This window comes from Streptomyces sp. NPDC001709, assembly GCF_053596375.1.
In genome coordinates, this window is sequence record NZ_JBSFGB010000057.1 from 1 (window position 1) to 22,131 (window position 22,131).

At 68.9% G+C, this 22,131-nt stretch carries 20 protein-coding genes; 11 read left to right on the plus strand and 9 right to left on the minus strand.

Features of this window, described 5'->3' with window-relative positions:
• The 3 genes from ACWC0C_RS43640 to ACWC0C_RS43650 form a co-directional block, all read left to right on the plus strand.
• Positions 1 to 974, plus strand: a 974-nt coding sequence (locus ACWC0C_RS43640; protein ID WP_450870369.1) for a DUF2637 domain-containing protein, incomplete at its 5' end; no start/stop codon positions are given.
• A gap of 127 nt (positions 975 to 1,101) precedes the next feature.
• On the plus strand, positions 1,102 to 3,096 hold the full coding sequence (locus ACWC0C_RS43645; RefSeq protein WP_450870371.1) for a type IV secretory system conjugative DNA transfer family protein: 1,995 nt from the start codon (positions 1,102 to 1,104) through the stop codon (positions 3,094 to 3,096).
• Entirely contained in the window at positions 3,093 to 3,749 is a 657-nt protein-coding gene (locus tag ACWC0C_RS43650) for a hypothetical protein (RefSeq protein WP_450870372.1), read from the plus strand. Before ACWC0C_RS43645 ends, ACWC0C_RS43650 begins: the two co-directional genes overlap by 4 nt.
• A gap of 55 nt (positions 3,750 to 3,804) precedes the next feature.
• Here the strand turns inward: ACWC0C_RS43650 and ACWC0C_RS43655 are convergent, their stop codons facing one another.
• A complete protein-coding gene (locus tag ACWC0C_RS43655; RefSeq protein WP_450870374.1) occupies positions 3,805 to 4,074 on the minus strand; it encodes a hypothetical protein in 270 nt (89 codons plus the stop codon).
• A 531-nt stretch (positions 4,075 to 4,605) separates the two neighbouring features.
• Between ACWC0C_RS43655 and ACWC0C_RS43660 the strand changes: the two genes are divergently transcribed.
• Positions 4,606 to 5,226: a hypothetical protein gene (locus ACWC0C_RS43660; protein ID WP_450870376.1), complete on the plus strand. Its 621-nt coding sequence runs from the start codon at positions 4,606 to 4,608 to the stop codon at positions 5,224 to 5,226.
• A gap of 73 nt (positions 5,227 to 5,299) precedes the next feature.
• Here ACWC0C_RS43660 and mobF read toward each other — a convergent pair whose 3' ends face one another.
• From mobF to ACWC0C_RS43675, 3 genes are all read right to left on the minus strand, one after another.
• Positions 5,300 to 9,874, minus strand: a complete 4,575-nt coding sequence (gene mobF / locus ACWC0C_RS43665; protein ID WP_450870377.1) for a MobF family relaxase — start codon at positions 9,872 to 9,874, stop codon at positions 5,300 to 5,302.
• Positions 9,875 to 10,389: 515 nt separating this feature from the next.
• Positions 10,390 to 10,905 carry a hypothetical protein gene (locus ACWC0C_RS43670; protein ID WP_450870378.1) on the minus strand — a complete coding sequence of 172 codons (516 nt, stop codon included), beginning with the start codon at positions 10,903 to 10,905 and terminating at the stop codon, positions 10,390 to 10,392.
• The gene (locus ACWC0C_RS43675; protein ID WP_450870380.1) at positions 10,902 to 11,690 is read right to left on the minus strand and encodes a hypothetical protein; all 789 of its coding nucleotides are present in this window, start codon (positions 11,688 to 11,690) and stop codon (positions 10,902 to 10,904) included. Before ACWC0C_RS43675 ends, ACWC0C_RS43670 begins: the two co-directional genes overlap by 4 nt.
• Before the next feature lie 177 nt (positions 11,691 to 11,867).
• On the opposite strand from ACWC0C_RS43675, the gene ACWC0C_RS43680 reads away from it, so the two are divergent.
• Positions 11,868 to 12,260 (plus strand): DUF3307 domain-containing protein, encoded by a 393-nt coding sequence (locus tag ACWC0C_RS43680; RefSeq protein WP_450870382.1) that lies wholly within the window; start codon positions 11,868 to 11,870, stop codon positions 12,258 to 12,260.
• Positions 12,261 to 12,482: 222 nt separating this feature from the next.
• Complete coding sequence (locus tag ACWC0C_RS43685) at positions 12,483 to 13,142, plus strand: hypothetical protein (protein WP_450870384.1); 660 nt, start codon at positions 12,483 to 12,485, stop codon at positions 13,140 to 13,142.
• 173 nt (positions 13,143 to 13,315) lie between these two features.
• Here the strand turns inward: ACWC0C_RS43685 and ACWC0C_RS43690 are convergent, their stop codons facing one another.
• Entirely contained in the window at positions 13,316 to 13,522 is a 207-nt protein-coding gene (locus ACWC0C_RS43690; protein ID WP_450870386.1) for a hypothetical protein, read from the minus strand.
• Between the two features lie 291 nt (positions 13,523 to 13,813).
• Here ACWC0C_RS43690 and ACWC0C_RS43695 point away from each other — a divergent pair, with 291 nt between their 5' ends.
• A complete protein-coding gene (locus ACWC0C_RS43695) occupies positions 13,814 to 14,161 on the plus strand; it encodes a DUF6233 domain-containing protein (protein WP_450870388.1) in 348 nt (115 codons plus the stop codon).
• On the opposite strand, the gene ku is transcribed toward ACWC0C_RS43695, so the two are convergent.
• Both ku and ACWC0C_RS43705 read right to left on the minus strand, forming a co-directional pair.
• Positions 14,158 to 15,057: a non-homologous end joining protein Ku gene (gene ku / locus ACWC0C_RS43700; RefSeq protein WP_450870390.1), complete on the minus strand. Its 900-nt coding sequence runs from the start codon at positions 15,055 to 15,057 to the stop codon at positions 14,158 to 14,160. The genes ACWC0C_RS43695 and ku overlap by 4 nt on opposite strands.
• A gap of 481 nt (positions 15,058 to 15,538) precedes the next feature.
• Positions 15,539 to 15,901: a hypothetical protein gene (locus tag ACWC0C_RS43705; protein WP_450870392.1), complete on the minus strand. Its 363-nt coding sequence runs from the start codon at positions 15,899 to 15,901 to the stop codon at positions 15,539 to 15,541.
• Positions 15,902 to 16,202: 301 nt separating this feature from the next.
• Here ACWC0C_RS43705 and ACWC0C_RS43710 point away from each other — a divergent pair, with 301 nt between their 5' ends.
• A complete protein-coding gene (locus tag ACWC0C_RS43710; RefSeq protein ID WP_450870394.1) occupies positions 16,203 to 16,379 on the plus strand; it encodes a hypothetical protein in 177 nt (58 codons plus the stop codon).
• Positions 16,380 to 16,802: 423 nt separating this feature from the next.
• On the opposite strand, the gene ACWC0C_RS43715 is transcribed toward ACWC0C_RS43710, so the two are convergent.
• Positions 16,803 to 17,648 (minus strand): recombinase family protein, encoded by an 846-nt coding sequence (locus ACWC0C_RS43715; protein WP_450870395.1) that lies wholly within the window; start codon positions 17,646 to 17,648, stop codon positions 16,803 to 16,805.
• Positions 17,649 to 18,227: 579 nt separating this feature from the next.
• Between ACWC0C_RS43715 and ACWC0C_RS43720 the strand changes: the two genes are divergently transcribed.
• The 3 genes from ACWC0C_RS43720 (at position 18,228) to ACWC0C_RS43730 (ending at position 20,667) form a co-directional block, all read left to right on the plus strand.
• Entirely contained in the window at positions 18,228 to 19,010 is a 783-nt protein-coding gene (locus ACWC0C_RS43720) for a hypothetical protein (RefSeq protein WP_450870396.1), read from the plus strand.
• 49 nt (positions 19,011 to 19,059) lie between these two features.
• Positions 19,060 to 20,163 (plus strand): helix-turn-helix domain-containing protein, encoded by a 1,104-nt coding sequence (locus ACWC0C_RS43725; protein ID WP_450870397.1) that lies wholly within the window; start codon positions 19,060 to 19,062, stop codon positions 20,161 to 20,163.
• A gap of 378 nt (positions 20,164 to 20,541) precedes the next feature.
• Positions 20,542 to 20,667, plus strand: coding sequence for a hypothetical protein (locus ACWC0C_RS43730; protein WP_450870398.1), 126 nt, complete (start codon positions 20,542 to 20,544; stop codon positions 20,665 to 20,667).
• Between the two features lie 284 nt (positions 20,668 to 20,951).
• Here the strand turns inward: ACWC0C_RS43730 and ACWC0C_RS43735 are convergent, their stop codons facing one another.
• The gene (locus tag ACWC0C_RS43735; protein ID WP_450870399.1) at positions 20,952 to 22,034 is read right to left on the minus strand and encodes a tyrosine-type recombinase/integrase; all 1,083 of its coding nucleotides are present in this window, start codon (positions 22,032 to 22,034) and stop codon (positions 20,952 to 20,954) included.
• Between the last annotated feature and the right edge of the window lie 97 nt (positions 22,035 to 22,131).

The window sequence follows — 22,131 nt, forward strand, 5'->3', positions numbered from 1 at the left end:
TCACGGCGGACAAGCACATGGAGGGCGTGCGCATCGCGCGCTGGCTCCTCTCCCCGGTCCCCACGTTCCTGCTGTGGCGCCGGATGAAGCTGTGGGAGCTGCGCTCCTACGAGCAAGTCATCAAGTTGGAACAGGAACGGCTCGTGTATCAGGCGCGTCTGCGGCAGCGGTTCGGCCGTGCCTGGCGGCGCAAGGCTCCGGTGGAGGCCCTGATGCCGCTGCGGCTGGCCCGGTACGGCGTCCCGCTCCGGGAGACGGCGCCGGCGGGCCTGGAAGCTGCCGGAATCCAGGTGCCTGCAGAGCTGCAGCGCCTCGACGTCCGCGAGGAACTGCCCACGGCGTCCGTGCCGGAGCTGGAGCCGGTGCAGGTCGACGTCGACAAGACCGAGCACCACGGCCAGGACGAGGCGCTGGACGCTGCGGTGGAGCAGACGGCCGGGCACCCCGAGCCGGAGCCTGAGCCTGAGCAGTCGGTTCCCGGCGCGGACGAGGTGCACGGGTGGACTGACCTGGAGGCGGAGTTCAACGGCGGGTATGCCCCGTACGGCGCGGGCAGTCAGGCGGGTGCCTCGGTGCCCGTGGCAGCCCGGGACAGCGGACGGCCGCACGTGGTGCAGGCCCGGATCGACAGCCCCGAGTGGGCCGACGTCGACCCGCAACTGCTGACGGACGGGGCGGTGATTGGCGACAGCCAGGGTGAGCCCTTCGTGCCGGGCCCGGCGACGTCGCCGGAGCTGCCCGTGTACGAGGTGGCGGACGAGGGCGTGGTGGAAGCGGCCCCGGAGAAGGAGACGGCTCCGGAGGGTCTGGCGGGCAAGGAACTGCTGGAGTACCTCTACCTGCAGCTTCCTGCCGAACAGCGGGCTCCGCACCAGTCGGCCAGTGCTCTGGCTCGCCAGTGGCACGCGGCTGCTGGCCTCACGGAAGGCAGTGCCCGGAAGTACCTGGGCGACGTCATCAGGAAGCACAGCTGAGAAATCCCCGGGGCTGAATGTCAGCCCTGGCTCGTACGGTGATCGGTGAGGTCACCGGATCAAATAGGCGCCCCCGGGAGGCGCTGGTACCGCCGACCCGGGGACTTCGCGACAAGAGGAGAAGCTCGTGTCACGCAAGGAAGAGAGTACGTCCCCCAACAGCACAGACCTTCCCGGCGCCGTGCGGCCGCACTGGATGCACCGGATCATCGACACGCATAAGCCCTCCGGCCTCATCGTCTGCACGCCCCGGCGGGGCATGGGCACCGCGTCCCTGGCGGCGGGCCTGCCTGCCGTGGCGGTGACGGCGGCCGCCAACACCAACGAGGCGCCCAGCCCCGCGTTCGGCACTCTCTTCCATGGCATCGGCGCCGTGGCCACGCACTGGCCCCTCGGCGGCGTCCCTGGCTTTGCGGTTACGGCGGCGGGCGGCTGCGTCGTCGGCTACCTGGCGCTGAAGCAGAAGTGGGACCTGGGCAAGTCCGGTCCCACGGCCCGGCCGAAGGACGCGGAGAAGGTCGGGTTCGCCGCACCCAAGGAACTGCGGAAGTGGCTGTCTGAGTCGGGGCTGCGCAAGCGGGCTGACGTCCTCCGCCCGTCCCTGGCCAGGGTCAAGGGCCGCTCGATCAGCCCGCATGACCTCGGCTACCACCTGGGGACGGATCTCCTCTACAAGAAGGGGCTGTTCATCGCGTGCGAGGACCTGCTGCTGATGTACGCCCCGCCCCGCTCCGGCAAGAGTGCGCAGCTCGGCAACGCTGTCATCGATGCGGCTGGCTCCTGCGTGATCACCTCCACCCGCGGTGACCTGTACGAGAACACCCACAAGCTGAGGCGCGAGCACAACCGGCCCGTCTGGGTCTTCAACGCGGGGATCTCCGGTGTTCCCAACACGCTGCGCTGGAACCTGGTGGAGGGCTGCGAGCGCGCCTCGACGGCCATCCGGCGCGCGGGCTACATCCTGGCGGCCTCCGCCTCCGGGGAGGACATGGAGAACGCCAGCTTCTGGGAGGGCCACAGCTTCACCGTGCTCAGCTCCTACTTGATGGCGGCCGCGCTCAAGGGCGGCGACCTGATGACGGTCCGCCGGTGGGTGACCAACTCCCTCGACCGTGAGCCGCTGGAGATCCTGGAAGGGCACTGGGACCGCGTTCCGGCGGGTTGGGCGCAGCTCCTGGGCCAGATGCTGAACGCCCCGGAGAAGACGAGGGATTCCGTCTACCTGACGCTGGTCCGGTCGTTCCAGTTCATGTCCCACCCGGAGGTTGTCGAGATCGTCAGCCCCCGGCCCGGGGAGCAGAAGTTCGACGTCTACGACTTCCTCAACAGTCGCGGCACCCTGTACGTGATGGGTCAGGACGTGAGGTACGGCTCCGTCGCTCCGCTGTTCTCCGCGCTGGTGGGCGAGATCTACGATGCCGCGTACGTCCGGGCGGACAACTCCGCCGGCGGCCGCCTGGACCCGTACCTGCGGATGGTCCTGGACGAGGCGGCCGTGATCTGCCCCCTGCCGCTTCATCTGTGGTCGGCGGACGCGGGCGGCCGCAACATCCAACTCTTGATCAGCGTGCAGTCCCCGTCCCAGCTGCGCGAGCGCTGGGGGACGAACGGCGCGCAGACCATCATGAACAACAGCACGCGTGTGGTCCTGGGAGGCCTGTCGCTGCCGCCGGATCTGGAGGAACTGTCCCTGCTGTGCGGGGAGAAGGACGAGGAGATCGCCTCCCCGTCCCGCACGGACGACGACAAGCAGTCGCGCAGCGTCAGCGTGCGGCGTGTCCGGGTCATGCCCCAGGACGCCATCCGGCAGATGAAGGAGGGCACGGGCCTGATCTTCTACCGGCATCTGCCCCCGATCCGGTATGCCTTCACGCCGGTCTGGGAGCGCAAGGACGTGCGGGCGCTGGCCAGGCAGGAGAAGGCACAGGCCAAGCTGGACGCCAAGATGTTGAAGAAGCACGGGAAGATCGCCCCGTCGATGCTGCTGCCTCCGCAGATGCCCGCCACTGCGCCGGTGGTCCCGAGCCAGCCCACTGGGGTGGAGGCCCCGCCGGCGGCGTTCCCCGGCCAGCCTGGGTACGGCTACCCGGCCGCCGACGCTGACCGGAGGTACACGGCATGAGCGAACGCAGCCGTGGGGCCGCCGAGCCGCCGCGTGACGTGCTGGCGATGTGGGAGCGAACCCGGGACCTGGGCAAGCGCATCGACGGCGTGACCGAGCGGCTGGAGGCCCTGGAGGGCCTGCAGCTGCCCGACGCCGTGGCGGACCTGGCGCTGACCGTGAAGAAGCTGACGGACAAGCCGGGGGCTCAAAAGTTCCCGGTCTGGGACTGGTCGACGTTCAACCCGCAGCAACAGGCACAGGCGTGGGAGATCCTGCTGGAGTGGACGATGGGCACCTTCCGGGTGCGGTATCCGCGGTCCTTCGCGGAGATGCTGGGCTACGCCAAGATGCCGGTGTCCTGCTGGCACCTGCACCCGGACATGGTGGAATCCCTGACCGGGCTGATGGCGGCCTGGAACTGGGCCTTTCGTGATCCGGAGTCGGGGCCGCTGCGAGTGGCCGAGTGGCTGGACCGGTGGCTGCCCGGAGCCGTACGCCAGGGCCGGTTCATCCTGGAGGGCTGCAACGTGCGTCCGGAACCGCCCGACCAGTACGGCCGGAGCAACCCGTACAACGGGCACAAGGACCCGCTGGACAACAAGAAGGTGGACGTCCCCCCGGATCTGCAGCAGCACATCCACATGCTGAAGACGGGCGAAATCCCAGCCTGAGCCAGTCAACGACGGAGGCCCGGACCGATGGTCCGGGCCTCTTCGCGTGCGTACGTCAGGCGGCCGCCAGCGGCACGGGCCGTTTCTTCCAGTCGAAGAACACCCACCCCACCGTGTAGTCAACGGCGGCGGCATAGTCGCGGTCGATATCGGGCCAGTCGTTGCCCTCCACACAATCCTGGGCGCGCACGCTCTCCCGGCCCACCTCCCGTTTCGTATATGGGTAGTCGTACGTCTCCCCACTGATCGGAGCGTTCTGCAGCTCCCCCAGCAGCCAGGCGACTACCGCCCATACGCCCTGGGCGGCCGCTGCAGGGCGCCGCACGTGGTGATCCTCGTCCAGCTGCACGCGCGCGTGCTCGCCGGCGTGGAACTCTCGTGCAACGTCGTCCCGGAGTGCTTCCAGTTCCTCGCGGGTCCGGCGGACGCCTTCTGGAAGTCCAGGCGTGCTCCGGGAAGGTGTTGGAATGGGTGTAGGCCCGTACTCGTGGCCAGGCCAGGACGGGGTGGCCCCGGGTGCGATCGTCGGGTGCTCGGGGACGGGGAGGACGTCCGAGACGGGTGGGTGGAGCCGGCGGGGGCGCCACTGCGACTCGCTACTACTGGCCATGATGTCGACGGTAGCCGCGGGGGCTGACAGCTTGCCAGGGGATCGCCCTGCTCCGGCGGTTTCGCCGTAGGTCGGCCTGCCGGGAGGTGCGCCCTACATCCGGCATCGAGGTCAGTAGAGGTCACCCGAAAGGGGCCCATAGGCGAAGCCCGCTGGGCTGTCGCCTTCTGGCAGCGGAGGATCCTCATACCCTCACCCGCATGATCGGGCCCTCTGTGGCGTTCCCCGAGATCCCAGCGTACGGAGGTGACGGTGCGGACAGTCGATATCAGCTGGCTGATCGGTTCTGACGTGGCTCTGGAGACAGAAAATGGTGACGGGTGGCACATGTCGCCCATCTGTGTCCGATACGTCACATTCCCTGAGAACGCTCGTCACCTTCATAATCTTGACGCGCGTGGCCTGCACCCAGGGGTCAGGATCACGTGGGGCGAGGAAGATCTATCGGTAAAGGATGTCAGCGACCCAAACGACCCTGAGGGCGTTTTCAAAACGCTGAACTGGTTTGTACGTGACTCGATCGCCGCAAGCCTGGGGTACCAGCTACCTGATTCCGATTCCTTGGCGGAGCTGATCAGCTCCGCCGTCACTGAAATCCCGGTGCCCACCTTCGGCAGCCCTCCTGCACAGTGGCGTTCACTTCGCAGCATCGCTGCTGGTGGCACGGGCGCCGCGGCTGTGATCAACGGCTTTGGGTCTCATCCGTCCTTGCTCTACACCTCGTCGACGGCTGGCCTGTCGCTCATCCTAATGATCTTGATTCCCGCGGCTCAGGGCGTCGGGGATGCTCTGGAACGCGGCCTGAAGGCTCGGATCGACCGGTTTTTCGATACGCCAGCGGAGAGCGAAGAAGACGTTGGCGGCTGACATCACCGCAGTCACAAGTTCTGGTCACCGATGGTCGATTTCCTGAGCCCCTTCACGTCTCTCCTGTGGTGGGCTACATCTCGACTTCGTATCCGCCGACCTCGACCGTGGGGGCTTCGATCTCCGGCTCCGGCCGGTGCACCACGGGCTCGTCCCGGCGGGCCCGCTCCGCCTCGTCCATCTGCTGGGTCTGCTCGCGGTCAGCCAGGATCTCCGTCGCCCTGGCCGCGGTCTGGACGGCCTGACGCAGTTCCTCGCCCGTGAGGGTCCGCCCGTCCGCGTGGGCCCGCTCGTGGGCATCGCGCAGCCGCTCGCGCTCGCCGGCCTCCCGCTGTTCCAGCTCGGATTCCAGGGTCGGCTCCTGCACGTCCTCTTGCAGTTCCAGCGTCTCCGGTTCCGGCGTGCGGAGTTCCAGCTGGCGCTGGGCCTCCTGTGCCTGGGCGCGCACGTCCTCGGTGTGGTCGTGCCACGCTTGCCGGGCCTCGTGCACCTTTCCCAGGGCCTCGCGGTCCTCGGCCAGCTGGGCGGCCAGGGAGTCGTATCCCTCGATGGTGGCCTGCAGTTCCTCGGCGCGTGCCGGGTCCTCCACTTCGCGGGCCTCGATCAGCTTCTGCACTGCCTCCCGCTCGATGTCCGCCAGGGACTCCGAGACCTGGCGCAGTTGCCCGGCCACGTGCGGTGGCGCCCACTCGGTCTCGCGCTCGTACTGCTCGACCATGCGCCGCAGCGTGGCGTCCGTGGCGCCCACCAGCTCGATCCGGTCCTCCGGCTCGCCCAGGGCCCGGTACGCCCGGTCCCAGTCCTGGCGGACGTCGACCGCACCGCGGCCCGGCCGCGTGCCGATCGGATCGCGCTCGTGGTCGTGCTCGTGGGCCTCGCGGTACGCGGCCACGGTGCCGGCGCGCTCGATCCAGCGCTCCCGCCACTCGGGGGCGTCCGGCACTGGTCCCAGATGCTGCGCCCACTGCGGCAGTTCCCCGGCCTCCGCCTGTTCCAACAGCTGGCGGCCCAGTTCCAGGCGCTTCTCCTCGGCCAGTTCCGCCACGGCGCGGGCGTACTCGCCCTTGCGGCCCTCGATGTCGGCAACCCGGTTCCGCCAGTCGGCGCGCTCCTCGGCGGCCGCCCGGTGCTCCTCCGCGATGCGGTGGCGCTCCTGGCCCTCCTGCTGCCCGTGCAGCACTTCGGCGCCCAGCTGCATGGCCATCACCTGGTCCATGACTGCCTGCTGCTGCGCCTGCTCGACGGCGGCCGCCTCGGCTGCGCGCTGGGTCTCCGCCGGGTCGATGACCTGGGCCTGGATAACCGCCTGCTGCCCCATAAGGTCGTTGACCGTGGCTTCCTGCCGTTCGACGGCCTCGCGCACCCGTTGCTCGTCCGCGCGGACCTGGCGCCGCTCGGCGTCCTCCAGCTCGCGCTCCGCCCGCCAGTGCAGCACCTTCCCCAGATCCTTGGCGTCCTCCAGCCGTCCCTGGGCGACGGTCCGCATGATGCCCTCGGCGTCGTGGCCGGCTGCCTCGGCGGCCCGGCCCAGACGGATCAGGGAGCCGAACGCCTCGCTGCTGGCCAGCTCGCTGTACCGCTCAGGGCCCAGCTCCTCGTACAGCACGCGGCCCAGCTTCGTGGTGGCGTGCTCGGTCGCCAGGTCTTCCAGCTCAAAGGTGTGCTTGGCCAGGGAGCGCACCCACTCTTCCTCTTCGCGCTGCACCTGGGTGGCCGACTTCTCGACGCTGCTGTTTTCCAGCGTCTGCTTGAACAGGGCCATCGGGTCCGGCCGCTGCTCGGCGGGCACGCCCGGCATGTCCGTGGACATGTAGGCGGTGTTCCGTTCGCGGCCGCGGGTCATGGCGACGTAGAAGGCTTCCCTGGAACCGGTGCCGTCCCAGTAACTGTGGGCCGTTCCAACCGTGCGGCCCTGGGTGGAATGGATGGTGCCCGCATACGCAAGGTCGACGTGCTCCTGCACGTAGACCGGCGGCAGCTGGAGGGTGTCTCCGTCGTCGTAGGCGACGGTCACCGAGCCGTCCTCGGCGATGCCCAGCACCTTCACCACGTCCCGGTTCGTGGCGAACCGCTCGCCGGACGCGGTGGTCATCCGCCTGTCGTTCTGCCGCAGCTGGATCAGGTCGCCCTTGCCCACGGTCAGCCCGCGCTTGAACAGCTCGATGCCCTCGGCCTCGACCTGCCCGAGCCGCACAAGGTCAGCCCGTGCGCGGGCAGCCAGCTCGTCCGCCTGTTCCTTCGTCGGGGCGATCAGCACCGCGTCCCTACCGGCCGTGTGGTCGGCCAGCCAGGACTGGTACGAGGCTTCCAGCATCTCTTCACGGGTTCCAGCCCGGAGGCGGCCACGGGCGTGGTACTCCCCGAGCACGGCCGCGTCGCCCTTGCGCAGCCGGAGGGAAGCCTGCTTCTCCCACTCGGAGTTGAACCGCATCACCTGGTCCAGGCGATGCACGTTCGGCAGCTCGTCCGTGAGCTGGGAGAAAACGCCGCCGGAACCCACGCTGTCCAGCTGGGCATTGTCGCCCACATACAAGGCCTTGGCGCCTGCGCGGGCGGCCAGGCGGCGGATCTCGTCCAGCTGGCCCGTCTCCGCCATGGACGCCTCGTCCACGAGGATCAGCTGACCGGACTGCAGTTGGAACGCTGCCTGCTCGTCTTCGGCCACGGGCGCGCCGGATTCCAGGCGGCGGTGGACGTCCAGGAATTTGGCGATGTTCTGCGCGTTCCGCACGCCCTCCTCGGACAGCACGCGGGCCGCTCGCTGGCTGACAGTCAGACCGATCACGGGGCCGCATTCCTGCGTCCAGGTGTCGTGGATCGCACCCGCCAGGCGGCTCTTTCCAGTGCCTGCGGGGGCGGCGACAACCTCCATGCGCCGGCCGGACGCGAGGATGGAGCGGAGTGCCTGCTCCTGGCCCTCGTTCAGCCCGGCCTCGGCCACGGCCGCCTCGATCGCCGCGCGGGAGACGGCGGGGGCGCCCAGCTCCGTGGCCTGCTCGATTACCCGTCCCTCGCGCTCCAGGTGGGCCTTCGTGGCGTACCGGACGGCACCGTGGCGGGCGTACACGCTCAGCCCATCCTCGCGGGTCAGCTCCGGGGGAAGCGGAACGAGGTTGCGGGCGGTCAGCCGCACCACCTCGGTGTCCGTGCCCGACTGCAGCGCAGCGTCCGCCAGCTCGTTGACGAGGGCGCGCACCTGGTTGCGTTCCAGCCCACCAAGGCAGTCTGGAAGCTGCTTGGTGATCTCCACGATCAGGTCACCGCGGCGCCATGCGCTCTTGGAATCCTGGGCGTTCTCGACGGCAGTCCGGACCACCGTCGCGGGGTCGAATTCCAGCCCCGATTCCAGGTCGGCGGTGCGCTGTTCCAACTCCGCCGTTGCGTGTTCCACCTGAGCTGGAATGTCCGCCAGAGACTCGTGGGTGTCGGCCACCATGTCCGCCTCCCACTCCTCCAACAGCTGTTCGCGCGGAACAGCAGCGGTCTTGCCCTTGCGCTCTGCCAGGTTCACCCACTGCGCCATCCGAGCCAGCTCGTGGGCGCCCGGCGGACGGCCCTCGCGGTCCTCGTACGCCTTGGCCAGCTCGGCGGTGCCCTTGGTGATGGTCTTCCGCCGGCTGCTGTACTTGTCGCGCGTCTCCTCGCTGATACCGACGACTTCACGGGCCATGCCGTCCGGGCGCATCGCGGTGCGAATGCCCAGCTTGCGGTACAGCGCTTCGTCCCACGCCTTCTCCGCGATGTGACCTGCGGCTTTGGCGTGCCGGTAGATCTCCTGCCCGTCGATGGTCAGCCACTTGGAACGGATCTCGCCTGTCACCTGGTCGACTTCCTCGACCTGCACGCGGTTCCAGATGGCGTTGTGGACGTGCAGCTGCGGGTCGTTGTCCCGGCTGGTGTGCTGGCGGAAGCTGGCGATCGTCCAGTGGTGGGCGTCGACCTGGCGGCCGGTCGGAGCGCCCGCGGCGTCCTTGGCGCCGTGCCGACCATCGCGGGCGTATCCGGCCTCGGTCTGCAGGAATTCCAGCCCAGCCTGGACGCCTTCCATCACGGATTCCCAGACCTGATCGGCCTTCGCCTGGGCCGCGTCCGCGCCCTCCAGGTCGCCCGCCGCGCGGAGCCGCTGAGCCTCAATCTGGAATCCGGCGTGCAAGAGGCTGTACGACTTGGGCACGCTGAACGTGACGTCGTAGTACGAGCGGCTGGAGGGGGCATTCTGGCGCACCTTCAGCTCCGCCTCACGGCGCTGTTCGGGGGTGGCGTTGGGACCCAGTTCCTCCAGCGCGGCCGCCACCTTCTCCTCCGTCGACTTCGTGTAGTCGTACGGCTTCCTGCCGACCCGGGCGGCGTCGTAGACGGCGGCAACTTCCGCCCGCCACTCGTCCGATCCGGGCTCGGCCGTGATTGCGGAGAGTGACGCGCGAACGCTCGCGTGGAGCTGAGGGTTCGTGAGCTTCGAGTACATGTCTGACATCAGCTCGTGATCAACTTCGCCGGTCAGACCAAGATCCTTAGCACCGTCTCCGAGCCAGATCCCGGCGGGCTCCCCCGCCTGCTCGATCGACTTCAGGTAGTAGTGCTCGCCACCCTTACCGACCTGATTGATCAGGTACCCGGGGTCAGATCCCGGGCTCACGGTGGCAGTCATGCAGATCACTGTAAGTGGCCATCGGATGAGAATGCAAGGGTGTGTTAGAGAGATGCTTGTACCTGAGGAATGACGGATCGTTAGTTGGTCTGGGTCCTTAGGTGGCTGTCGTGGTTCCGATGACCTACGTGCTGCTGGTGGTCTGGGTTGGTGCTGTGGTGCTACCTGTCCGATGGACCTGAGCGGGTCAGTGGCCATGCTTCGGGACGCTGGCGGGTGTGCCGTTGACGACTGCGGGCGGCTGCCCGCTACGCTGTGCCGGAGACGACAGAGGCCCGGGCCCCGCACGCGGGGGCAGGCCTCGACTGTTACCAAGCGTGGTTTTCGGCGGCATGCGCGCCGCGCGTCCGGCGAAGCCGGACGACTCCAGCCCTAGCGTGCACACGCTTTACTTAGCCCGGCAAGTCGGTCCGCCGCGCGACCTGTACGGTCACCGCGGTCACCGGCCAACGCACACGCCGGCGGTGCGAGGCCGACCACCTAGGCCCGCCCGGCCTAGCGTGCATACGCTTCACTCACCAGAGTGTGTCCTGACGGTCACCGGAGGGGTGTCCGGCCGCCAGGGCGGCCGCGATGGCGGCCGACTCCTTGCCCGGGGCGGCCGCCAGGATGGCGTCCCGGACGGCGACGGCCCGGCCGGCTGCGCCGCGGACGTCCGCGAGCGCGTGACCGGTCAGCCCGCGCCGGGCCGCATAATCCACGATGTTCTGCAGCCGCTCCCCCACCAGCCAGTGGTCCGGGTTCTGGCAGCTGCTCTCGTCACAGGTGTGCCTGACCACGAGGCCGTTCCGCAGTGCGGCCGCGCCATGGTGGATGGCGAATCCGAGAACGTGGGCGGATACCACTCGGGACGTTCCCGCCGGGCGGCTGCCCGCCCTCAGCTTGCCGTGCCCGGAGTCACTGATGGCGCCCAGCCACCAGTGGCAGTCCGTGGGCCCCGCACCCCTGTAGACCTTGGCCTCATACCGTTCCACGGTCGCAGGGTCGTCGGCCAGGGCCTGCCAGGGAACCGTGGGGGTCGGCGCGGTCACGGTTCCACTCGGGCCGCGACGGGCTCGGCCGGCTCAGCGTCCGTCCGCTGTTGCGGCATCAGTCCCACCCCGGGTTCCGGCGGCTGGAACTCCTGGCGGCACTTCCCGCATAGCACTGGCGCCTCTTCCAGGAACGCGGGAGTGACCTGCATTCGGCGGGGCGTCTCGCAGCCGCACTCGACGGCCGTCCGCTTCCCGGCCCGGCCGCGTCCTCCGCGCGGGCCGGGATTGTCCTCGCTCTGCGTCTGCTTCTGGTCCTGCCCGCCGGGCTCGCCCTCGTCGTCGTCCTTGGGGGCTTCAATGTGCGCGAGCGTCGCAGCGTCCAGCTTCCGGATCTGGGCCGCGTACCGGCCGACCGTGGCGGCCGTGATCAGGGCCTCCGAAAATCCAATGACTTTCGCTGCCTTCTTCGGAGGTTCCAGCCCGAGTTCCTGGGCCAGGGCCGCGTACTTGCGGTTGTGCCAGCGGCCCGCACACGAGGTGTCCCGAACGCCCCGCACAGCCGCGAGCGCGTGAGCCGCCTCGTGCAGCATCGTTTCCACGACCATCTCGCCGCCCTGGGCGATGGCCTCGCCGGACACGAACAGCTCGGCTTTGCGTCCAGCGGCTGCCGCGTCCAGCCAGCGGTCCGCCGTGTGGTGCCCCCAGGTCAGGCTGTTCTTCCGGCGGCCGCGTCCTGTGCCGGTCACGATCACCACGTCTGGAACGTCCGGGTGATGCGCCTGGATCGCGCCCCAGGTCGATTCCAGGGCGGTGATGATCCGGGTCCCCTCCTGAGCTGTCATGTCTCAAATCCTAGCGTGCACACGCTAATTATGAGTAGGGTCCAACCAGAGTTGGAACGGCTCTGCTACTCGGCGATCCAGCCCATGAGAACTCATTGGAAAGGGCGGCCGGCTCACTGCCAGGCGAACGGCCGCCCCTCCCAGCCCCCAGCCCGTCTCAGACCAGGGAGGAATCCCATGTTCGCATCGCTCTTCGTGTTGCTGTACGTCGGCCATCTCCTAGCCGATTACCCGTTACAGACTGACCACCAAGCAGCCCATAAGGCGTGCGCCGGGGCCACCGGTTGGCGGGCCACCTTCGCCCACGCCGTGACCCACGTCGTAGTGTGCGGGGTGGCCCTGATGATCGGGGCCGCTGTGCTGGGCGAGAGCGCCAGCGTCTGGGCCAACGTCGCGGCCCTCGTCTGGATCGGCGGCACTCATGCGTTCATTGACCGCCGCTGGCCCATCCGGTGGTGGATGCGCGTCGCCAGGCAGACGGGCTTCGCCCAGCACGGCGGTGCCGCCCAGGTCGACCAGACCGCCCACGTCGTGGCCCTTGTCGTCGCTGCCCTCTTCCTCGCTGCGTGATCAAGCTCAACACGAAGGCCCGCATCAACCGGTGCGGGCCTTCCGTCCGCTCCTACACGAGGGTCTTCGGCCATATCAGTGGCCGAACTTCACACCGACTGGCGCGACGGGGAGGGAGGCGGGTATCTCTACCGCACGACGAGACAGGCGGGTGATGGGGAGTTGGCCCTGGTGGTGCGGTGGCGGCGGCCGGAGATCCCTCTATGGCTGAGGCGTCCGCCCGTGCCCGGGTCCCGGCGCTCGCAGCGTCAGCGCGCGGTCTCGGAGCTGCGGGCCCAAGGCCGGTACGGGCCCGAACTGGGTGACGTGCTCCCGGGCTTCGTCGGCCTCGGCATGGCCGTGCTCGTGCCTGTCCTGCTGCTCGTCTGGCTCTACCGCGCCCTCGGCGTCGGCGGCCTGGTGCTGGGCGTCGTCCTGGTGGCGGCCTCCGCGACCGCGGGTCTGCGCGTGCGTCGGGTAGTCGTCCGCCGGCGCGACGGCCGCTACACCCCGGCCGAACTCGCCCGGCTCGATGACCAGGGGCTGGCTGTTGCGGCCGCACGGATGCTTCGGCGCGACGGCTGGCGGGTGGTCGACCTGACCGCCCGCCAGGGGCGGCCGCGTCTGTACGCGCGGGATGCCCGGGGCCGTGAACTCGACGTCGCATTCCGTCCGGTGACGACGGCGGACGAGGGCGCGGCCGCGAGCGGGCCCGCTCCCCTGCGGGAGGCTTGCCGGCCCAGCGTCGACCGCCTGATCCGGGTCGTCGTCCACCGCGGTGGTTACAGTCGCGCGGACGTGCTCTGGGCCTCCCGCCAGGGCGGCGTCCACCTCCTCGACGGCCACCAGCTGCAGCACTGGGCCAACGGCGCCACCCTGGACGAACTGGGCCTTCGTGGCTGACGCTTCCTCGGAACCTCCCGAGTTCCGGGCCGATGGCCAGCTCTGTCACCTCCGCCGGGGGTAACAGTCCGCTGCAACTGTTACCGGGTGACCTGCGGAAATTGTAGAAACGGGCCCCGGTTTGAGGGCGCGTTTACGACGTCTGCAACCGCCCACCGTGGCCGTACAGAGGGCTACGGCTCGGTCGGCCAGGTCACCAACTGGGTGCCGGTCTCCTCGTCGGTGAGGGTGATGCGTGCGCCGGGGATGGTGCCGCGCTCGCCGACCCAGGTGGAGAATTGGCGGCGCGCGGTCGTCTCGCTCCCCCACCAGCCGTGCATCATCGTCGTGCCGGCGGCGGTCAGGGTGAGGTGGTAGCGGCCGGGGTTCAAAGCGCCCACCCGGCGATCATGCAGTGACGGCAGGAGTCTGTCATTGCAGGCCCAGTCTGGAGACGGTGCGGCGGCAGGTGGCCAAGGCTGCGCTCCGCAGGTAGAGCATGGGTACCGGCCGGGCGGGTGGATGCGGGCGCAAACGCCTGAGTGGCGCAGCGGCCCGTCGGGCGCTGGGTTCAGGGCGGCGGGGTCGGTACCGAGGGCTGCGAGGATCTGCAGGTCATCCCGCATGACCGCCTCCTTGGCGCTTGCCCCCTGATGATGCTCGTGGGCAGCGTACCTCCTATTATCGAACATGTGAACGAACCACGGTTGCTGACCCGCCTCGACATGCTGCGCTTCGCCCGTCGCGTCGTAGAGCAGCAGGCGGTACGGCAGCTGACCCTCATCGACCGGTGGATCGCCGACGAGGAGCAGCGGGAACGGGCCGCCAAGGCGCGGCAGGCAAGGACGGCGGACTGGCTGATCCAGTACGGCCTCAACCGAACCAACGTGGACGCCGTACACATGGGTGACTGCTGGGCGGCGAAGAAGAGTGGGCGGTGCCGACCGGCGACCCGGGAGCAGGCAATGGAGGCGCTCCGCCAGCAGGTGCCGGCGTGCCCGCACTGCCGCCCGGACACTGACCTGGGCATCCTCGACTAGGCACTGCGCGGTCGCCGACCAGTCGTCTTTTTCACGGTCGTCTTCTTCGCCGCGGTCTTCTTGGCGGCGGTTTTCTTCGGCTTCGGCAGCTCGTGCACCTCGGCCTCGGCCTCGCCGCGGGCCGCCTTCACCTTCGACACTGACTCCTGCAGCGCGGCCATCAGGTCCAGCACCTGGGTCGGCTGTTCCGGCTCGGGCGCCTCGGGGAGCGGCCGCTCCTCGCGCTTCGCCTCGATGATCTGGGCGATCGCCTCGGTGTAGCGGTCTTGGAAGTCGGGGCCCTCCAGCTTGCCCACGGTCAGGGTGTCGATGAGTGCGAGGGCTCCCTCGATCTCCTCGTCGGACACCTGGACAGGCGGCGGCAGCAGCTCGGTGGGGTCGCGAATTTCGTCCGGCCAGCGCATGGCGTGGAGGACCAGGACGTCGTCGCGGACGCGGAGTAGGCCCAGTCTCTCTCTGCCGCTCCATGCGTACTTCGCGACGGCCACCTTGGCCGAGCGGCCGAGGGCCTGGACGAGGAGCTTGTACGGCTTGGCCGCGACCTGGCTGGACGGCTGCAGGTAGTAGCCCTCAGCGAGCCGGATCGGATCGATCGACTCCAGCGGCACGAAGGCGTCGATCTCGACGGCCTTCGCCGTCGGCAGCGGCAGGTTGCTTAGTTCCTCATCTGTGATGGGGATGACCTGCGTCTTCGACAGCTCGTAACCCTTGCCGATCTCCTCCTGGGATACCTCTCGATCCTCCAGCTCGCACACCTTCCGGTAGCGGATCCGGCCTTGGTCGACCAGGTGGTACTGGTGGAAGCGGATCGAGTGGTCCTCGGTCGCGCCGACCACGTTGATCGGCACGGTGACCAGGCCGAACGAGATGGCGCCGGACCAGATGGTTCGGGGCATGGCAGACCTCCGCAATAGCCCCGAGCACCATCAGCCTAAGAACGCCGCAGGCGTCCCGCGCCTTGAGGAGGGCGCGGTGGGCTGGGGGAAGTGGCTGCTGGGCCTTCGCCAGCCAATGCAGCTGCTTCAACCCGAACCTGTGCCCCCTCCCGCCCGTTGGACCTGCACCACCGAAAGCCAGCCACGGCGATGCGGTGCGCCGACGGATCAGGCGCGCGTATGTTGCAGCAACCCCGTCCCTGTCTCAACCACGCTTCCCGCCTTGAAGCCCGCCGCGAACCCGCTCGCCGCCCACGGCGAACGACCACCCTGCGGGGAGCACCGCAAGCCCGCCAGGGCTGAGGAGCTACCGCCCCCGGCTCCCGCAGTACCGTCCGGCGCGTCAAGGCAGCGAGGGGTGAGGGCCAGTGCGCGCCAGACGGCACCGCGCCCTGTGCCGCGTCCGGAGGACTACCGGGCCGGCGTGACGGTGATCGGCACGTCAGGCCCCGTCCGTTGCCTTGCGGTTCGTGGGCCGACCGAAGCGCTCAAGGATGCGATACAGGCGGGAGCGGGGCATGCCCGCGGCGATACCGAGAGCCTTGCGGTCGGCGTAGGGACCGCCGGCGCGGTCGGCAGCGGCGATGGCCTCGTCGCGGGCGGCTTCGAAGTGCGTAATGGTGCGGGCAAGTTGGGCGATGGCGGCGAGCTGGTCATCGAAGATGTCGGCGGTGTGAGGAGGCGGGGTGCTGCGGTCGTTGGCGAGTGCCGCAGCGAGGACGTCGGCGGCGTAGGGGGTGAGGCCGCCGGGCAGCGTGGTGGTGCTGCCGTCGGGGTGGGTGAGGGTGACTCGGATCATTTCCATGTCACATACGCTACACGTGTTGCGAACGCTACACAACCTTGATAGGCTTAAGCCACTTCCTCAGAGAGGAGGTGAGACAACTGAATAGTGGGGAGATCACTCTCGCGGTCGCGGTAGCGACACTGGTGGTGAACACGGTGGCGGCGGTAGCAGCCGTCAAGGCCATCCGGAAGCCCAAGCGCCGAGGCCGACACCGCAAGGAGTGACAAGAGGGCCCCGGAGATGTCCACAGCAACTCCGGGGCCCGCCTCCCCCAAGGATCGCAGCTCAGCACCGCCCTCATCAAGGAGAGGAGGAACCAGTGCCGACACCCCTCAAGGCACTCACCGTGTCAACGGCGGCGAGCCTGGTGGCCATGATCGCGGCCACCGTCGCGGCCGGCCCGCAGTTGACGCTGTGGGTGCTGTGGGCCTGCTGGGTCGTGCTCGCCGTGACCACGGCGGCCGTTGTACTCGCTGACCGCCGGCAGCACACGTGATCGCCCTCGCGCCCGCTCTGCATCACCCCGTGGGGCGGGCACTCGGGCGCTCCCCGGCAGGGTGCCAGCGACTGCCCTGCGGCGGGTTCGCCGGACGGGTCACCACAACGGCGCCGCGCTGAGCGGAGCGCCCACGACGGGCCCGGCCACATCGCGGCAGTAGCTGCTCCCCCTCAGCCACTCCCCGGGCGGTGCCCTCTCCTCACGCTCGCGCGTCCGCGACGGCGGGAGCACGGCGCGCGGCTCAGCTCCGGCCGGCTCGACGGCATCCAAGCTGGCACCGCTCCCCCATCCCCTCCGCCGCCAGCCTGCCTCCGTCACAACCGAGCCGCCGCACACGGCGACGCTCGGGCCACGTATACCGCCCACCGTGGCCGTGCTCTGACGGTGTCCGTGAACCGATCGTGTCCCTCGGCGACGCACTCAGCGTGGCGGCGCCCCGCCTCCTGCGCGGTCGTCTCCACTGCTGCGACGGAACAAGAATTTGACGCGGCCCCTGCCTCGCGAACCGTCCCGTTGCCGTGGCCACGGGGCAATGCGCAAGTCCACGATGCTCTCTGCGGGTGGAGGCGGACGGTCAAGGATCCTGCTCAGCGTGCCCGAGGACCATGGCCTGCCGCTGCGCGTGCGATGGCCTTCGCCATCGAGTCGCTCGCAGATCACGCGAAGAGGAAGTCCCTGGTCACGAAGTTGAATAGCACGTGTACGCGTCTCCTGTTCACGGGGATCAGGCGCCAAACCGCCTTCCACTGCTACCCAGCCGAACGGAGGGGCACCATACGCGTACCCGCCCTGTTCATGTTTGCGGCGACGCCCTTCCTTCATACGCTCGATCGCCGCTGGCTGTAGCCGTCTCCAATTGTCCTCTGCCCACCAGATGGGGACGTCGTGGGCTTCGTTCCAACGCGTCAGCGCTTCCACCTGCCGAGAGCGGATGGAGACCGTCTTGTTGGTGTCAGCAGCGATGACCCGGCCGGTATAGGGCGGGGAAGAGAGCGAATCTGGTAGCCATACCCAGTCAGCGAGGACCTCGGAGGGGATGACGACGGCTTTCACGCTGCCCTCAGTCAGAGCCGTGCGGGTGCGCTGGAGTAGACCCGGTTGATGTGCGTCGTACATAGCGATGACTTCGTGGCCGTAGCGGCGTGCCCAGCGGCGGACCTCGTGGACTTGCTCTTCTTTAGTGGATGCGAAGCCTTCCAGGTCACAACCCACTATCACTGCGTTGAACGTCAGCCCGATCAAGCGCATGACGGCTCCCATGATCATCTGCTGCAGTTATAGGACCGGGCGGATTGCTGTCGGCGCCGCGGTCCAGCATTGCGGTTGACCGAAGCCCCCGCGCTACGTCCCGTCAAGAACCGGCGCGAGGGCTTGATCGACCATGCCTTGGAGGCTCGTCGTGTTTCACCGTACGGAGTCAGGGAGTGCTACGCCACCTCTTCGGAGCGCGACTTTTCAGGCGTCGGTGCAGGAGAGGTGGTCTGTACGTGCTCTCGCCCAAGCCGTTCTTCACGGCTTGATCAGAGGAGCCGCCGGCGCGGCTGGCGCGGCGGCCTTTGGTTGGGCCGCCTGGTGGTGGCAGAGCCGATGACCGTCATGGTGCGGTCCACGTCTGGGGACCGCACCACATTCAGCAGCCGTCCAACAACTGATCGGTTGCCGAACAAGGGTGCCCGGCCGTCGATACGCCAGGCGAGCCCGAGGGCTTCCGGTGTCCAACAAGGGTGTTCAGCTCGCTTCGAGCTGTTCTACGAAAGCACAGGCGCAAGTTGATTGAGATCAACTAAAGTGGTAGCACTGTCTGTACGCTTCGATGTGAAGCGCTGAACCGGAGGGGTCAGCCGTATGGAGATTGCTGCTTCAGCCTGGGCCAGCGAGTTGTTCAACGGCGAGGAGACGGCTCGGGAGGTGCGCGACAGGATCGGCCAGGCGCTGGTCGACATGCAGGCCAACGCTCGCTCCTCACAGCAGGATGCCGACGTGTCCTCCACCCAGGTCCACGGTGTCGCGCGCTACCGCGGGGCGTTCGAGCGGGTCAGCGAGAAGTTGGCGGACCTCCCGGGCACCCAGCTGGTGAAGCCCAACGGCTTCCAGTTCGACCTGGTGCGGATCGGGAACGGGCTGCTGTACCCGTTCTGCTTCTCCAAGAAGGACAGCAACGTCCGTACCGCGAGGATCCAGAACGTGTGGTCGGTGATCCGGGAGCTGTTCGCCTTCGCCCCGCCCTCGCAGCAGGCAGACCTCTTCGGGGAATACGCCTTCGACCCGGGCGCGGTGGAGCTCCGGCCGAAGCTGGCAGCCCTGCCGAAGGGCACGCGTCTGGTCCTCGTACCCTTCGCCTGCAACGCGGCCGGACTCCTCAAGCCCTACTGGGGCGTTGCGGCACTGGCGGACGAAAGCGGCTCTCTGGAATGGGTCATCGACCCGGAGCCCCTGCCGTTGCCGGAGGCCTCGACGTCGAAGCTGACGATCCCGCAGCAGCTGGCCGGCCACCCCGGCTTCGACGAGGGCGAGCAGCCCATCGTCGCCCTGGCGCCCCGCCCGGACGCGCAGCGGAAGCTGGACATCCCTCCGGTGAGCGAAGTCGCCCCGATCGAACCTCTGACGAACGAGAACGATGAGAACTGACCACCCAGTCCTTCCGGGACTGGAGGACCGCTCCGCCACCCCCCGCGCCGTGTCCGATGCGTTTGACCCCGCCCGCCTCACCCAGGCCCGGCGTCTCGCCGGCCTGACCAAGAAGGACGTGGCCGAAGACCTCGGTGTCACCCCGGCGGCGGTGGGCCAGTACGAGACGGGCGTCTCCCGTCCGCGGCCGGACCTGCTGCCACGGATGGCGAAGGTCCTCGACGTGCCGGTGGAGTTCTTCATCGCCGGCAGGCCGAGCCAGCGCCTCGACTCCTCGATGGCCCACTTCCGCAGCCTGCGCAGCACGCCGAAGGCTCAGCGCGAGCGAGCCCTGGCGTTCGCCGAGCAGGTGTGGGAGCTGACCTACGCACTGGAGCGCCGGGTGCAGCTGCCGCTCGTGGACCTGCCCGGCTTCGCCGGCGGCGAGGTGCATCCGGGGGTGGCCCTGCCGTCGGAGCCGACTGCCGCCGCCCAGGAACTGCGTCGTCAGTGGGGTCTCGGCGAGGGTCCGGTTACCCATCTCGTGCGGCGCATGGAGGCGCATGGCATCGTGGTGGTCCTGCCGGCGGAGGCCGATGCCGCCGCCGCGACGGTCGATGCCTTCTCCTCGCGCTCGGCGCGCCCGCTGGTGGTGCTCACCAGGAACCGGGCCAACGACGTCTACCGCCACCGCTTCACCGCGGCCCACGAACTCGGCCATCTGGTGCTGCACGGCGACGCCACCGGCGACAGCAGACAGGAGCGCGAAGCGGACGCGTTCGCCGCGGAGTTCCTCACACCACAGGCGAGCATCCTGCCCCTGTTGCCGCGCCGGATGGACCTGGGACATCTGGCGGGCCTGCGCCGGACCTGGGGCGTGTCCGTGCACTCCCTGGTGTACCGCTGCCGCGAACTGGGGCTGATCTCCGACGCCACGGCGAGCCGGACGTACCAGCGACTGCGAGCCCTGGACGGCCAGCCCGGCTTTGCCGCGGAGCCGGTCAGCGGCTATCCCGGGGAACAGCCGGTCCTGCTGTCCCAGGCCTTCGACCTGGCAGCTCAGGAGACGGGACTGGGCGTACGGGAGCTGGCCCAGGAGCTGGCCTGGCCGCTGGCGCGGGTCAGGGAGTTGCTGGGGATGCCGGACACCAGGCCGGTGTTGCGACTCGTGTGAGGCGCCAACTCGGCGGGCCTCTCCTTCTCTCGGCGGGCCCCTCCTCCTATGGGCAGAACGGGAGCAAGTCCGCGGTAGCGGTACGGGGTTGGCGTCTTCGCTGAAAAAGCTTCCTTGCCCCCCACGTTCATAGGCGGACGCGGTGCACTGCCTATGATTGTTAGAGCGCCACCGAGCCCGCCACCTTCGATTCTGTGGTTGTGACCGGCTCGACATCAAAACTTACGTGGCCTAGGGCGCACCTACCCTTCGAAAGCAAGGTATTCTGATCCTGCCTCACGGATCCTCCCGAACTGGGTTGCTTCGGCGCCCAGTTCACAGACCTCCGGGACCAGTACAACGCGGTGCCGGGCCGGAGGGGAAAGTGAGGTGGTGCTGATGAGCGCGCCGTGGGACAAGCCCGACAGGGAGAAGTGGCCCGAGCCAGATAAGTGGCAGGTCCTCCTGGCGGTGGCAAGTCTGCTCGTGGCAATCATCGCGCTGGCGGTGCAGTTCGCTCAGTGACGTCACTGAGTCCGCCTCACGACCCGTCGGAATCGGTTTACGGTCCCGCTGCCGAAATGCAGCGAGCCCGGCCGCCTAGAGATCGACCGGGCTCGTGAACTGCGTGGAGGGGCCTGGCCCGGATGCCGCCGGGTCGGGTCTCTCTGCGCCGGCCGGAGTCACCCCCTGCCAACGCGTATAACTTTACCAGCTTTAAGCCAGATCCGGCATGAAACAGCTGGTCAGAGGGCTAGTCGCCCGCGCTTACGCATCCATAGATGCGTGCCCACCGGGGATGACCTCGCCTACAGCACCCCGTGCAGGGCGTTCTCCTTGAAGGCCTCGTCTTCCTCGCGGTAGCGGCGCATGACCGTGGAGCCGGGGGCCCATCCGCCCTGCTTCTCCATGACGGCGTCGGGGTTGCCGGCGCGGGAGGACTCGGTGACCAGTCCGCGGCGGGGACTGTGCCCGGTGGGCCGGATGTCCAGCTCGGCGCGGGCGGCGATGCGGGTCAGGATGTCGCCGATGGTCACGGGGTCGAGCCCGCTCTGCAGGACGGTCTTCCATCGGTTGTGCACCGAGCGGAACGCGAAGCTGTCGGGGTCGGCGTCCTCGCCCAGCTCGTCCTTCCAGCGGCGCCAGGCCCTCACGGGACACAGGTGGGCGCGCGAGCCGAACGGGACCGCGACCACGCGGGGGGCCACCTTGGACACCCGGACGTCCACGATGAGCCCGCGGCCCTCGGGGTCCTCGGTGATGTCCCGCACCCGGAGGTGGGCCAGTTCGTGCTCGCGGCCGGCGATGGCGAAGTGCAGCGTCATCAGCGACAGGTCCCGGATCCCGAACCGGTTGTCGGGCAGGGTGGCGGCGATCTTCTCCATGTGCCGCACCAGCAGGGCGGGCGCCGGGCCGCGGCCGCGGGTCTGACCGGCCTTCTCCATCTCCTTGACCTTCGCCTTGAGCAGGGCGCGGGCCTCCTCGGCGATGTCCTCCTGCAGCTGCAGCTTGAGCTGGCGGCGGGCGGTGACGACGACGCCGGACAGGCGGCGGTCGATGGTGGAGGGGGCGGTGAGCTTGCCCGGCTCGCGGCCGGGCTTGGGGGGCCGGGCGGGCTGGTGCCAGCACCATTCCACGAACGCCACGAGGGTGCCGGTGCGGACGGCGGCCGGGGGCAGGTCCTCCTCGGCGCAGAACCGGAGCCACGTGTTCCAGTCGGTGGCGTAGCCGGTGCGGGTGCGCTCGGGGCGGTTGTTCTCGACGTGGGCGGTTGCCTCGTGGTCGAGCCGGTTCAGCCGGGCCTGGGTCGCCGGGTCGAACGGTGCGGGCGCCCGGGTGGCCGGCGGGCGCGGGGTGCTGCTCGTCGTGACCGACAGGTCCGCAGTTGTCATTATTCTCCCCTGAGTGCCCGTCAAGCCCGTTTTTCCGTACCGGGGTTTGTGTCGTCTGGATCCCCGACATGTGAGCTTATCGGGGAACCATGCTCGG